Here is a 14,233-nt window from a genome sequence, read left to right as displayed (position 1 = left end):
ATCAGACCGTGGCCTCTTCCGTTTGCTGCGCCCGCAGCCAGGCGATCTCTTCCGCCCAGATATCAGGATTGATCGTTTCCAGAATCAGCGGGATACCGTCAAAGCGGCGGTCCTGCATAATCCAGCGGAAAGCATCATGGCCAATATTGCCTTCACCCAGGCTGTGGTGACGGTCAACGCGGCTGGCGAACGCGCTTTTCGCATCGTTCAGGTGCATACCGCGCAGATACTGGAAACCCACAATTCGGTCGAAATCAGCGAAGGTTTTTTCGCACTCTTCGGCGCTGCGCAGGTCGTAGCCGGCGGCGAAGGCGTGACAGGTATCAATGCACACGCCGACGCGTGATTTATCTTCCACACCGTCGATGATGGCCGCCAGATGCTCAAACTTAAAGCCCAGGTTACTGCCCTGGCCGGCGGTGTTTTCAATGACCGCCGTGACGCCTTCGGTTTTTGCCAGCGCGATATTGATCGATTCGGCGATACGCGCCAGACATTCGTCTTCCGGGATTTGCTGCAGATGGCTACCCGGATGGAAATTCAGCAGCGTCAGGCCGAGCTGCTGGCAGCGGGAGAGTTCATCAATAAAGGCATCGCGGGATTTTTCCAGCGCGTCCTCAACCGGATGACCGAGGTTTATCAGATAGCTGTCGTGCGGCAGAATTTGCCCCGGGCCGAACTGGTACTTTTCGCAGGCGGCTTTAAATTCAGCAATGGTTTCGTCGCTCAGAGGGGCGGCGCGCCACTGGCGCTGGTTTTTGGTAAAGAGGGCAAATGCGGTCGCGCCGATTTCGGCTGCGCGAATGGCGGCGTTGGCTACACCGCCGGAGGCGCTGACGTGCGCTCCAATATATTTCATAAAAAACTCCAGTTAAGCCGCTGGGGGGAGGGTAATGATAGCGGCTTAGCCGGAGAGTTACATCATCCTTAATACAACCTGAGTAGCGAGGGGCTTCAGGCCATCAGGCTATGAATGGCCAGATTAATCGCGCCGCCGCCGACAATCAGCCAGACGAAGAGCATCAGCGCCATCAGCAGCGGTTTGGCGCCGGCTTTTTTCAGCGCGCTGACGTGGGTGGTCAGGCCGAGGGCGGCCATCGCCATCGCCAGCAGTACGGTATCCAGCGTGACCAGCATATCGACAACCGCTTTCGGCAGCAGGTGGAAGGAGTTAAACACCGCCACCAGAATAAACAGGATCGCAAACCACGGAATGGTGATTTTACTTTTCTCACCGCCGTTTGCCGGGGCTAATTGCTTCACGCGCGCGGCGAGGAACAGCAGGAACGGAGCCAGCATCATCACGCGCAGCATTTTTGCAATCACCGCCGCGTTTTCCGCGTCCGGACCCACCGCGTGGCCTGCCGCGACAACCTGAGCAACCTCATGCATCGTCGAACCCATATAAATGCCGTAGGCTTCCGGCGTGAACCAGTGCGCCAGGAAGGGATAAATCGCCGGGTACAGGAAGATGGCAATGGTACCGAAAATCACCACCGTGGCGACGGCGACCGTGACTTTGCTGGCCTCCGCTTTGACGACCGGTTCCGTCGCCAGTACCGCTGCCGCGCCGCAGATGCTGCTGCCGGCGCCAATCAGCCAGCTGGTATGTTTATCGAGGCCGAAAACCTTTTGCCCAAGAAAACAGGCGATCAAAAAGGTGCTGGAAAGCGTCAGAACGTCAATCACGATACCGCCGACGCCGACGTCGGCAATCTGGGCGAACGTCAGGCGAAAGCCGTATAAGATGATGCCGAGACGCAGCAGGTGCTGCTTCGCAAAAATCACGCCGCCGTCGCAGGGCTGCCAGATTTTCGGGTAAACCGTGTTACCGATGACCATGCCGAATAAAATGGCCAGCGTGAGGGCGCTGAAGCCCGCGCCGGCGATAGCCGGAAAGCTACCGGCCCACAGCGCTGCGCCGGTGAGCAGGGCGGTGAGCGCCAGTCCAGGTGCAAAGTGCCGCAATGGGCGATGTTTAGTCGGTAAAGTGAGTGCTGTCATAACCTTCTCCTTTGTCTGGGAAAAGCATACGACTCGCTGGTTTAAATATAAAATTGATTATATATTTATAATTAATCGAAATAAGTGGTAAAAGCGCGGTTTCGCGGTTTGAGAACGATGGGCCTCAGCCTCACGCCGCGGATCGCGAGTCGTCTATAAAGGCAGGAAAAAATATGCATATCACGCTACGTCAGCTGGAAGTTTTTGCTGAAGTTTTAAAAAGCGGATCGACCACTCAGGCGTCGCAAATGCTGGCGCTTTCCCAGTCGGCGGTTAGCGCGGCGCTGACCGAACTGGAAGGGCAGCTGGGGGTGCAGCTCTTTGACCGCGTAGGGAAAAGGCTGGTGGTCAACGAGCACGGCAGGCTGCTTTATCCGCGGGCGCTGGCGCTGCTGGAGCGGGCGCTGGAGATAGAGCAGCTGTTTCGCGGCGACAACGGCGCGATCCGCGTCTACGCCAGCAGCACCATCGGCAACTATATTCTGCCGGAAATCATTGCGCGCTATCGACGCGATCTGCCGGATTTACCCCTGGAGCTGAGCGTGGGCAATAGCCAGGACGTGATCAATGCGGTGGCCGATCTGCGCGTGGATATCGGGCTGATTGAAGGTCCCTGTCACGCCGCGGATATTATCGCCGAACCCTGGCTGGAAGATGATCTGGCGGTCTTTGCCGCGCCGGATTCGCCGCTGCTGGCAGGGGAGGTGACGCTGCAACGGCTGGCGGAAGCGCCGTGGATTTTACGCGAGCACGGCTCCGGGACCCGGGAGATCGTCGACTATTTATTACTCTCGCATTTACCGGCGTTTCATCTTGGGATGGAGCTGGGCAACTCGGAAGCCATCAAGCACGCGGTGCGCCACGGTCTGGGCATTAGCTGCCTGTCGCGACGCGTGGTGGCGGAGCAGCTTGAAGTCGGATCGCTGGTGGAGCTGACGATTCCGCTGCCGCGCTTAACCCGTACCTTGTGGCGCATTCATCACCGGCAGAAGCATATTTCCAAGGCATTACAGCGATTTCTGCATTATTGCGACGTGTAAAAGCGGACGCCACGCGCGCTGGCGTTTTCGGGATTTCATGCTTTACTAATAATCCATGCTCGATCATGAAGCTCTCTTATAACTTTGCAATTGTATCGGATGGATCACAGACACTCTGCTACAATCTCGCCTCGTTTTTTGGATGGATAGCATTTTCACATGGTTTCGGATACTAAAACCACAGAAGCGCCCGGTTTACGTCGTGAACTGAAGGCGCGCCACTTGACCATGATCGCGATTGGCGGTTCCATAGGTACAGGTCTTTTTGTTGCCTCTGGCGCAACGATTTCTCAGGCGGGCCCGGGTGGGGCCCTGCTCTCTTATATTCTCATCGGCCTGATGGTTTATTTCCTGATGACCAGCCTCGGCGAGCTGGCGGCGTTTATGCCGGTGTCCGGCTCTTTTGCCACCTACGGGCAGAATTACGTTGAGGAAGGCTTTGGCTTCGCGCTGGGCTGGAACTACTGGTACAACTGGGCGGTGACCATCGCCGTTGACCTCGTTGCCGCTCAGCTGGTGATGACCTACTGGTTCCCCGATGCACCCGGCTGGGTCTGGAGCGCGCTGTTCCTCGGCATCATGTTCCTGCTGAACTGGATCTCGGTAAAAGGCTTTGGTGAAGCGGAATACTGGTTCTCGCTGATCAAAGTGGCCACCGTCATCATCTTTATTATTGTCGGCGTGATGATGATCTTTGGCATCTTTAAAGGCGCACAGCCGGCGGGCTGGAGCAACTGGGTTGTCGACGATGCGCCGTTTGCCGGCGGCTTTGCGGCGATGATTGGCGTGGCGATGATTGTCGGCTTCTCGTTCCAGGGAACCGAGCTTATCGGCATCGCGGCCGGCGAGTCGGAAAATCCGGAGAAGAACATTCCGCGCGCCGTGCGGCAGGTGTTCTGGCGTATCCTGCTGTTCTATGTGTTCGCCATCCTGATCATCAGCCTGATTATTCCGTATACCGACCCGAGCCTGCTGCGTAACGACGTGAAAGATATTTCCGTCAGCCCGTTCACGCTGGTCTTCCAGCACGCGGGGCTGCTGTCGGCGGCGGCGATTATGAACGCGGTTATTCTGACGGCGGTACTGTCGGCGGGTAACTCCGGGATGTACGCGTCCACCCGCATGCTCTACACCCTGGCCTGCGATGGCAAAGCGCCGCGTATTTTCTCTAAGCTGTCTAAAGGCGGCGTGCCGCGTAATGCGCTGTATGCCACCACGGTGATTGCAGGGCTGTGCTTCCTGAGCTCGATGTTCGGTAATCAGACCGTTTACCTGTGGCTGCTGAATACCTCCGGCATGACCGGCTTTATCGCCTGGCTGGGGATTGCTATTAGCCACTATCGCTTCCGTCGCGGCTACGTGCTGCAGGGGAACGATCTTAACGATCTGCCGTATCGTTCCGGCTTTTTCCCGCTGGGGCCGATCTTCGCTTTCGTGCTGTGCCTGATCATTACCCTGGGCCAGAATTACGAAGCGTTCCTCAAAGATACCATCGACTGGGGCGGCGTGGCGGCAACCTATATCGGCATTCCGCTGTTCCTGGTGATCTGGTTCGGTTACAAGCTGGCGAAAGGAACGCGTTTTGTGCGCTACAGCGAAATGAAGTTCCCGGAGCGTTTTAAAAGCTAAGGTCAGCTGACGCCGTAAGATAAAACCCTTTCATCGAGAGGGTTTTTTTATGTCTGCGATTCTTACATGTTGATACAGTTATTCATAATTTTATTGATAATTGTAATCATTATCTTTATCATTTCCGCCAAATTCAGGATGAAGCCAATCCCCGTATCTTGCAGAGGGTCAGACTGACAAGGGGCGACCAGCCACATCTACTGTAAAAAATTGCGCGCATACGCCGTTAGAGCGCTATGCCGACAGTACCTGTGAGCAGGACCTTTTTTGTTTGTTTTGTTGTACACCTCATGGAGATATGGAATGTTCAGGCTAAACCCTTTTGTCCGGGCCGGATTATGCGCGTCCGTCGTATCCCTGGCGTTTCCGGCGCTCGCCGACGTTAACGAAGAAACGCTGGTCGTCACCGCTGCGGCAACTGAACAGAGCGTCAAAGATGCGCCCGCCAGTATTAGCGTTATCACCCAACAGGATCTGCAGCGTAGACCGGTACAAAACCTGAAGGATGTACTGCGGGAAGTGCCGGGCGTGCAGCTCACCAACGAAGGGGATAACCGCAAAGGGGTGAGCATTCGCGGCCTCAGCAGCGGCTATACGCTGATCCTCGTTGACGGCAAACGCGTTAACTCGCGCAACGCCGTTTTCCGCCACAACGATTTTGACCTCAACTGGATCCCGGTTGATGCCATTGAGCGTATCGAAGTGGTGCGCGGGCCGATGTCTTCCCTCTATGGTTCCGACGCCCTCGGCGGCGTGGTTAATATCATCACCAAAAAAGTCGGTCAGCAGTGGACGGGCACCCTCAGCGCGGATACCACCATTCAGGAACACCGCGATCGCGGCGATACGTACAACGGTCAGTTCTTTACCAGCGGCCCGCTGATTGACGGCGTGCTGGGGATGAAAGCCTACGGCAGCCTGGCAAAGCGCGCCAAGGACGATCAGCAGGCTTCCAGCAACGCAGCTGGCGAAACGCCGCGTATTGAAGGCTTCACCAGCCGCGACGGCAACGTCGAATTCGCCTGGACGCCCACCGAGAATCAGGACATCACCGCTGGCTACGGGTTCGATCGCCAGGATCGGGATTCCGACTCTCTTGACCGCAACCGCCTTGAGCGCCAGAACTACTCCCTGAGCCACAACGGCCGCTGGGATGTCGGCAATAGCGAGCTGAAATTCTACGGCGAGAAAGTGGATAATAAAAATCCGGGCCAGGCCGGAACGATCACATCTGAGAGTAACTCGGTGGACGGCAAATACGTTCTGCCGCTGGGCATGATCAACCAGCTGCTGACCTTCGGCGGCGAATGGCGTCACGATAAGCTGAAAGATCCGGTCAACCTGAGCAGCGGCGGTAAATCCACTTCCGCCAGCCAGTACGCGCTGTTCCTCGAAGATGAATGGCGGATAATCGAGCCTCTGGCCTTAACGACCGGCATTCGTATGGACGATCACCAGACCTATGGCGATCACTGGAGCCCGCGAGCTTATCTGGTGTATAACGCCACCGATACCGTGACCGTGAAGGGCGGCTGGGCGACAGCATTTAAAGCGCCCTCCCTGCTGCAGCTGAACCCGGACTGGACCACCAACTCCTGCCGCGGCTCGTGCAGCATTATCGGTAACCCGGATCTGAAACCGGAAACCAGCGAAAGCTTCGAACTGGGTCTTTACTATCGCGGTGAAGAAGGCTGGCTTGAAGGCGTGGAAGGAAGCGTCACCACCTTCCAGAATAACGTTGACGATATGATCGATATCCTGCGTACTTCCAGCGCCAGCGAAGCGCCGGGCTACCCGAATTTTGTCGGCTGGAAAACGGTGAACGGTAAACGCGTGCCGGTCTTCCGCTACTTCAACGTCAATAAGGCGCGTATCAAAGGGGTAGAAACGGAATTGAAGGTGCCGTTCGGCGACGAATGGAAGCTGACGGTAAACTACACCTACAACGATGGCCGCGACCTGAGCAACGGCGGCGATAAACCGCTGCAAACGCTGCCGTTCCATACCGCTAACGGTACCCTCGACTGGAAACCGCTGGACGACTGGTCCTTCTACGTCACCGCCAACTATACCGGCGAACAGCGTTCGGTCAGCGCGACGGGCAAAACGCCCGGCGGCTACACCATGTTTGATATCGGCGCGGCCTGGAACGTCACCAAAAACGTCAAGCTGCGCTCCGGGGTACTCAACGTGGGCGATAAGGATCTGAGCCGCGACGACTATAGCTATACGGAAGAAGGCCGCCGCTACTTTATGGCCGTCGATTACCGCTTCTAACCGGGCGATAAAAGAGGGCTGGCGGATTTCCCTGCCAGCCCTCGCTAAAGGCGCTCAGGGTGAAGCCAGATGGAAAAGCATCAATGCGCCGGGAAGGTGATTCACGACGCATTGAAGGATCAGGAGAAGAGGTGCCGGGCATGGAAACGCAGGTGGTCCTCAATAAATGAGGCGATAAAGTAGTAGCTGTGATCGTAACCGGGCTGAATACGCAGGGTTAACGGCCAGCTTTTCTGACGCGCGGTTTCCGCCAGCACCGCCGGCTGCAGCTGTTCGGCGAGGAATGTATCGCTGTCACCCTGGTCAATCAGGGTTGGAATCGCATCTGACTCGCTGCTGGCCTGCATTAACGCGCAGCTGTCCCAGGCCTGCCAGGCCGCTTCATCCGCTCCCAGATAGGCGGTAAACGCTTTTTTGCCCCAGGGAACCTGGGTCGGGTTAACGATAGGCGCGAACGCGGAAACGCTGACGAAGCGGCCCGGATTCTTCAGCGCCATCACCAGCGCGCCGTGGCCGCCCATGGAATGCCCGCTGATGGCGCAGCGGCCGCTGAGATTAAACTCGCGGGCAATCAGCTGCGGCAGCTCGTCGCGAAGGTAATCGTACATGCGGAAATGCGCGGACCACGGCGCCTGGGTGGCATTGAGATAAAAGCCAGCGCCTTTCCCCAGATCGTAAGCGCTATCGTCGGCAACGTTATCACCGCGCGGACTGGTGTCCGGCATCACCAGCGCAATGCCCAGTTCGGCGGCGACGCGCTGAGCGCCCGCTTTGGTGGTGAAGTTTTCATCGTTGCAGGTCAGGCCGGAGAGCCAGTAGAGAACCGGCGGCGGCGCGTCAGCGGCGGCGGGAGGTAAAAAGATGCTGAAGGTCATTGCGCAGTTCAGCGTTGCGGAGTCGTGCCGCCAGCGTTGCTGCCGACCTTCAAAACAGCGGTGCTCTTCGAGCAGTTCCATGCAGGGCTCCTTAAGTGTCTCAGGCGTAATTTTCCATAATACAGATATTTCATGCCCTCGTGAGTAACTTTCACTTCCTCCTTTTCGGAACGTATTGCATCATTAATGCAACTTTTAACCAACATGCTGACCTTGCCGCAGCGGCAGGCGTCGCGCTATGGGTCGGCGATTGGCTTGGTTGCGGTAAGGTGAGCAGGGCGTTGCGTGACGCATCGTAGTGCGCTGGTCTGGCGGCGTGGAACGAGAGGTGACGCCAATTTCAACAATTATCGATGCGGCTACTGGATTCTGTGCGTCACCTCACGCACAATGAATACAAACTTTGCCCTCAGAAGAGCAAAGAGCGCCACACCTGCAGGAGAACAAAAATGTCATCACTGAGTAAAGAAGCCATACTCGTTCATGAAGCGCTGGTCGCTCGTGGGCTGGAGACGCCGCTGCGTCCGCCAGTACAAGAAATTGATAATGAAACTCGCAAGCGTCTGATCGCCGGACACATGACCGAGATTATGCAGCTGTTAAACCTTGATCTAAGTGATGACAGCCTGATGGAGACCCCGCATCGCATCGCCAAAATGTACGTCGATGAGATCTTCTCCGGACTGGACTACGCCCGGTTCCCCAAAATCACCGTCATCGAAAATAAGATGCAGGTTGATGAAATGGTGACCGTGCGCGATATCACCCTGACCAGCACCTGTGAACACCATTTTGTGACCATTGACGGCAAAGCTACGGTGGCCTATATCCCGAAAGATTCGGTGATTGGCCTGTCGAAAATTAACCGTATCGTGCAGTTCTTCTCCCAGCGTCCGCAGGTGCAGGAGCGGCTGACGCAGCAGATCCTCACCGCGCTGCAAACGCTGCTGGGGACCAGCAACGTCGCGGTTTCCATCGATGCGGTGCACTACTGCGTGAAAGCGCGCGGCATTCGCGATGCGACCAGCGCCACCACCACCACGTCGCTGGGCGGCCTGTTTAAATCCAGCCAGAATACCCGCCAGGAGTTCCTGCGCGCCGTACGTCACCACAACTAAAACGGAGCAGGGTACATGGAGAGAAATGTCACGCTGGACTTTGTCCGCGGCGTCGCCATCCTCGGTATCCTGCTACTGAATATCAGCGCCTTCGGTTTACCGAAGGCCGCTTACCTCAACCCGGCGTGGTCCGGGAACATTTCCGCCAGCGACGCCTGGACCTGGGCGATTCTCGATCTGCTGGCGCAGGTCAAATTCCTGACCCTCTTCGCCCTGCTGTTTGGCGCCGGACTTCAGCTTCTGCTGCCGCGCGGCAAGCGCTGGATCCAGTCGCGCCTGACGCTGCTGGCGCTGCTTGGCTTTATTCACGGACTGTTTTTCTGGGACGGCGATATTCTGCTGGCCTATGCGCTGGTCGGGCTGGTGGGCTGGCGAATGGTGCGCGACGCGCACGATGTCAAATCGCTGTTTAATACCGGCGTGGTGCTGTACGTTATCGGCGTGGCGGTACTGCTGTTGCTGGGATTGATTTCCGGCAATACGCCCAATCGTTCGTGGCTGCCGGACGCGGCAAATTTGCAGTACGAGCAGTACTGGAAGCTAAAAGGCGGCTTTGAAGCGGTGAGCAATCGAGCGGATATGCTGTCGGATAACCTGCTGGCGCTGGGCGCGCAGTACGGCTGGCAGCTGGCCGGTATGATGCTGATGGGCGCCGCGCTGATGCGCAGCGGCTGGCTCAAAGGGCAGTTCAGCCTTCGCCACTATCGGCGTACCGGCGGGCTGCTGATTGCGGCCGGAATGGTGGTCAACTTGCCCTCGATTATTGCCCAGTGGCATCTTGGCTGGGACTACCGCTGGTGCGCATTTTTGCTACAGGCGCCGCGGGAGCTGGGCGCGCCGCTGCAAACCATCGGCTACGCGGCGCTGGCCTGGGGCTTCTGGCCGCAGCTGTGTCAGAGTCGTCTGGTGGGGGCGATTGCCTGCGTCGGGCGCATGGCGCTAACCAACTATCTGCTGCAGACCCTGATTTGCACTACCCTGTTCTACCGCTTCGGCCTGTTTATGAAGTATGACCGCTTACAGCTGTTAGCCTTCGTACCGGCCGTATGGGCGGTTAATATTCTCTTCTCGTGGTTTTGGCTACGTCATTTCCGCCAGGGGCCCGTTGAGTGGCTATGGCGTCAATTCACCCTGCGTGCGTCGGGGACATCATTAAAAGATACATCCAGATAACGATCTGGATCACAATCATTAACAAAATGGATGTAACCGTTTCCATCCCTGTGACTTCACTCACGTAGCGTACGGCACGTCGCTGCCAGAATAGCCTCCTTGCTGAACACAGGAGGTGAGTGTGACGTACTGCAATGCTCTACAGGTCGGTGAGTATGATCACCATTCGTGATGTCGCCCGCCAGGCGGGTGTTTCCGTCGCGACGGTTTCGCGCGTGCTGAATAACAGCGCGCTGGTGAGCCCGGATACGCGAGAAGCGGTAATGAAGGCGGTAACGCTGTTGGGCTATCGGCCGAACGCCAACGCGCAGGCGCTGGCGACGCAGGTCAGCGATACCATCGGCGTGGTCGTGATGGACGTGTCGGACGCCTTTTTTGGCGCGCTGGTCAAAGCGGTTGATACCGTCGCCCAGCAGCATCAGAAATATGTGCTTATCGGCAATAGCTATCATGAAGCGGAAAAAGAGCGTAACGCCATTGAGGTGCTGATTCGCCAGCGCTGTTCAGCGCTGATCGTCCACTCTAAAGCGCTGAGCGACGCGGAGCTGGGGGATTTTATGGAGCATATGCCGGGAATGGTGCTGATTAACCGCATCGTGCCGGGATACGCCCACCGCTGCGTTGGGCTGGATAACGTCAGCGGCGCGCTGATGGCGACCCGCATGCTGCTCAATCATGGTCACCAGCGCATCGGCTACCTCTCTTCCAATCACGGCATTGAAGATGATGATTTACGGCGAGAAGGGTGGTTAAGGGCGTTACATGAACACGGCATTGTCGCTCCCGAAAGCTGGGTGGGATCCGGGTCGCCGGATATGCAGGGCGGTGAGGCGGCGATGGTCGAACTGCTGGGGCGCAACCTTGGTCTGAGCGCGGTTTTCGCCTACAACGACAGTATGGCGGCCGGCGCGCTCACGACGCTTAAAGATAACGGCATTGCCGTACCGCAGCATCTTTCACTGATCGGTTTTGATGATATCCCCATTTCCCGTTACACCGACCCGCAGCTGACGACGGTCCGTTATCCGATTATGTCGATGGCGAAACTGGCGACAGAGCTGGCGCTACAGGGCGCGGCGGGAAAGCTGGATCGTGACGCCAGCCACTGCTTTATGCCGACGCTGGTGCGCCGACATTCGGTGGCGCAGAGGCAAATTGTGGGGCCGATCACTAACTAATTATCTGCCTGATGTAACCGCTTTCAATATGTGAGTGATTTCACAGTTTGTTAACATTAAGCTGACTATGATTGCTGCGTTTACAAGTCTGAACATACTATGTCACGGTGATTAATCACTTTTACAGCAGTAATCGGCGGTTAAACGATTAATAAAGCCGTTTTTCAGGAGCGTTACCCTACACGGAAGACAGAATTACAGTCGTGAATGTCGCTGTGCAGTAACATAAATGTAACGCTCGCCAGCCATTTTCACACCAAAGACCCTGCATAATAAAACCGGAGATTCCATGAATAAGAAGGTGTTAACCCTGTCTGCTGTAATGGCTAGCATGTTATTTGGCGCCGCGGCTCACGCAGCAGATACCCGTATCGGCGTGACCATTTATAAATACGACGACAACTTTATGTCGGTGGTACGTAAGGCAATTGAAAAAGATGGCAAATCAGCGCCGGATGTTCAGCTGCTGATGAATGACTCGCAAAACGACCAGTCCAAGCAGAACGATCAGATTGACGTCCTGCTGGCAAAAGGGGTGAAGGCGCTGGCGATTAACCTGGTTGACCCGGCGGCGGCGGGGACGGTCATCGATAAAGCGCGTGGCCAGAACGTGCCGGTGGTGTTCTTTAACAAAGAACCTTCCCGCAAGGCGCTGGATAGCTACGATAAAGCGTACTACGTCGGTACCGACTCAAAAGAGTCCGGCGTGATTCAGGGTGACCTGATTGCCAAGCACTGGAAAGCGAACCCGAACTGGGATCTGAATAAAGACGGCCAGATTCAGTTTGTCCTGCTGAAGGGCGAGCCGGGCCATCCGGATGCGGAAGCGCGTACCACCTACGTTATTAAAGAGCTGAACGATAAAGGCTTCAAAACTCAGCAGCTGGCGTTAGATACCGCCATGTGGGATACCGCTCAGGCGAAAGATAAGATGGATGCCTGGCTGTCTGGCCCGAATGCTAACAAAATTGAAGTCGTCATCGCTAACAACGATGCGATGGCCATGGGCGCGGTAGAAGCGCTGAAAGCGCACAATAAGAGCAGCATTCCGGTATTCGGCGTCGATGCGCTGCCTGAAGCGCTGGCGCTGGTGAAATCCGGCGCCATGGCGGGTACCGTACTGAACGATGCCAACAATCAGGCGAAAGCCACCTTCGATCTGGCGAAAAACCTGGCCGATGGTAAAGAACCGGCTGCCGGTACTCAATGGAAAATTGATAATAAGATTGTCCGCGTACCGTACGTTGGCGTTGATAAAGATAATCTGAGCGAATTTATCGGTAAGTAATCGCTTAATAAGCTGCGGGCGTACGCGCTTGTACGCCCGATTATTCCTGATACAGAACCCGTCCCGGCTCGTCGTTAATGCGTCGGCTGGGGTATGCACGCACGCAGCCAGGTATAACTATGGTCAGCAATAATAGCGAACGGTCAGGCGAATATTTGTTGGAAATGAGCAACATCAACAAATCGTTTCCTGGCGTCAAGGCTCTCGATAATGTGAACCTCAAGGTTCGTCCCCACTCTATTCACGCGTTAATGGGGGAGAACGGCGCGGGCAAATCTACATTATTAAAATGCCTATTTGGAATCTATCAAAAAGATTCCGGCAGTATTCTTTTTCAGGGACAAGAGATCGATTTCCATTCGGCAAAAGAAGCCCTGGAAAACGGTATTTCAATGGTTCATCAGGAATTAAACCTGGTATTGCAACGTTCGGTAATGGACAACATGTGGCTGGGGCGTTATCCCACCAAAGGCATGTTTGTCGATCAGGACAAAATGTATCGTGATACCAAAGCGATTTTCGATGAGCTGGATATTGATATCGACCCGCGCGCTCGCGTCGGAACGCTATCGGTATCGCAAATGCAGATGATTGAAATTGCGAAGGCATTTTCCTATAACGCCAAAATTGTGATTATGGATGAGCCGACTTCTTCGTTAACCGAAAAAGAGGTCAACCATCTGTTTAAAATTATCCGCAAGCTGAAAGAGCGCGGCTGCGGCATAGTCTATATTTCCCACAAAATGGAAGAGATCTTCCAGCTGTGCGATGAAATTACCATCCTGCGCGACGGCCAGTGGATTGCCACCCAGCCGCTGGAAGGGCTGGATATGGATAAGATCATCGCGATGATGGTGGGCCGCTCCCTCAATCAGCGCTTCCCGAACAAGGAGAATAAGCCGGGTGAGGTAATTCTTGAGGTGCGCAATTTAACCTCACTGCGCCAGCCATCGATTCGCGATGTCTCTTTCGATCTGCACAAAGGCGAAATCCTGGGGATTGCCGGACTGGTTGGCGCGAAACGTACCGATATCGTGGAGACGTTATTTGGTATTCGCGAGAAGGCCGGCGGGACGATCAAGCTGCACGGTAAGAAGATTAATAACCATAATGCCAATGAAGCCATCAACCATGGCTTTGCGCTGGTGACCGAAGAGCGCCGTTCGACGGGAATTTATGCCTACCTGGATATCGGTTTTAACTCGCTGATCTCCAATATTAAGAAATACAAGAATAAGGTCGGATTGCTGGATAATTCACGCATGAAAAGCGATACCCAATGGGTGATTGATTCGATGCGCGTGAAAACCCCGGGGCAGCACACGCAAATTGGTTCGTTGTCCGGTGGTAACCAACAAAAAGTGATTATCGGTCGCTGGTTATTGACCCAGCCGGAAATTCTGATGCTCGATGAACCCACGCGCGGCATTGACGTTGGGGCGAAGTTCGAAATTTACCAGCTGATCGCCGAGCTGGCAAAAAAAGACAAAGGAATCATTATTATTTCCTCCGAGATGCCGGAGCTGCTGGGTATTACTGACCGTATTCTGGTAATGAGCAATGGTCTTGTTGCCGGAATTGTTGAGACTAAAACCACCACGCAAAACGAAATTCTCCGTCTTGCGTCGTTGCACCTTTAAGATCAGGGGCT

The 14,233-nt window shown here is 55.6% G+C and carries 11 protein-coding genes; 8 read left to right on the top strand and 3 right to left on the bottom strand.

Going from position 1 to position 14,233, the window contains the following annotated elements; translation table 11 throughout:
- Nucleotide 1: 1 nt before the first annotated feature.
- Together nfo and BJF97_RS19960 are read right to left on the bottom strand one after the other, a co-directional pair.
- Entirely contained in the window at nucleotides 2–859 is an 858-nt protein-coding gene (gene nfo / locus BJF97_RS19965) for a deoxyribonuclease IV (protein WP_014230162.1), read from the bottom strand.
- 95 nt (nucleotides 860–954) lie between these two features.
- On the bottom strand, nucleotides 955–2,004 hold the full coding sequence (locus tag BJF97_RS19960; RefSeq protein ID WP_014230161.1) for a YeiH family protein: 1,050 nt from the start codon (nucleotides 2,002–2,004) through the stop codon (nucleotides 955–957).
- Nucleotides 2,005–2,177: 173 nt separating this feature from the next.
- Between BJF97_RS19960 and yieE the strand changes: the two genes are divergently transcribed.
- The 3 genes from yieE (at nucleotide 2,178) to cirA (ending at nucleotide 6,950) form a co-directional block, all read left to right on the top strand.
- Complete coding sequence (gene yieE / locus BJF97_RS19955; protein WP_032693691.1) at nucleotides 2,178–3,044, top strand: DNA-binding transcriptional regulator YeiE; 867 nt, start codon at nucleotides 2,178–2,180, stop codon at nucleotides 3,042–3,044.
- A gap of 159 nt (nucleotides 3,045–3,203) precedes the next feature.
- Entirely contained in the window at nucleotides 3,204–4,673 is a 1,470-nt protein-coding gene (locus tag BJF97_RS19950; RefSeq protein ID WP_004852681.1) for an amino acid permease, read from the top strand.
- A 303-nt stretch (nucleotides 4,674–4,976) separates the two neighbouring features.
- Complete coding sequence (gene cirA, locus BJF97_RS19945) at nucleotides 4,977–6,950, top strand: catecholate siderophore receptor CirA (protein ID WP_032693692.1); 1,974 nt, start codon at nucleotides 4,977–4,979, stop codon at nucleotides 6,948–6,950.
- A gap of 119 nt (nucleotides 6,951–7,069) precedes the next feature.
- On the opposite strand, the gene fghA is transcribed toward cirA, so the two are convergent.
- Nucleotides 7,070–7,906, bottom strand: coding sequence for an S-formylglutathione hydrolase (gene fghA / locus BJF97_RS19940; protein WP_014839058.1), 837 nt, complete (start codon nucleotides 7,904–7,906; stop codon nucleotides 7,070–7,072).
- 368 nt (nucleotides 7,907–8,274) lie between these two features.
- Here fghA and folE point away from each other — a divergent pair, with 368 nt between their 5' ends.
- The 5 genes from folE to mglA all read left to right on the top strand — a co-directional run bounded on the left by folE (nucleotide 8,275) and on the right by mglA (nucleotide 14,222).
- Nucleotides 8,275–8,943 (top strand): GTP cyclohydrolase I FolE, encoded by a 669-nt coding sequence (gene folE / locus BJF97_RS19935; RefSeq protein WP_004103895.1) that lies wholly within the window; start codon nucleotides 8,275–8,277, stop codon nucleotides 8,941–8,943.
- Nucleotides 8,944–8,958: 15 nt separating this feature from the next.
- Complete coding sequence (gene yeiB, locus BJF97_RS19930) at nucleotides 8,959–10,116, top strand: DUF418 domain-containing protein YeiB (RefSeq protein ID WP_014839057.1); 1,158 nt, start codon at nucleotides 8,959–8,961, stop codon at nucleotides 10,114–10,116.
- 155 nt (nucleotides 10,117–10,271) lie between these two features.
- Nucleotides 10,272–11,294: an HTH-type transcriptional regulator GalS gene (gene galS, locus BJF97_RS19925; RefSeq protein WP_014230155.1), complete on the top strand. Its 1,023-nt coding sequence runs from the start codon at nucleotides 10,272–10,274 to the stop codon at nucleotides 11,292–11,294.
- 289 nt (nucleotides 11,295–11,583) lie between these two features.
- The gene (gene mglB, locus BJF97_RS19920) at nucleotides 11,584–12,582 is read left to right on the top strand and encodes a galactose/glucose ABC transporter substrate-binding protein MglB (protein WP_014230154.1); all 999 of its coding nucleotides are present in this window, start codon (nucleotides 11,584–11,586) and stop codon (nucleotides 12,580–12,582) included.
- Nucleotides 12,583–12,701: 119 nt separating this feature from the next.
- Entirely contained in the window at nucleotides 12,702–14,222 is a 1,521-nt protein-coding gene (gene mglA, locus BJF97_RS19915) for a galactose/methyl galactoside ABC transporter ATP-binding protein MglA (RefSeq protein WP_014230153.1), read from the top strand.
- Nucleotides 14,223–14,233: the final 11 nt, after the last annotated feature.

The organism is Klebsiella sp. LTGPAF-6F, assembly GCF_001753185.1.
Lineage (GTDB): Bacteria > Pseudomonadota > Gammaproteobacteria > Enterobacterales > Enterobacteriaceae > Klebsiella > Klebsiella michiganensis.
This window is presented reverse-complemented; position numbering and strand designations above follow the sequence as displayed.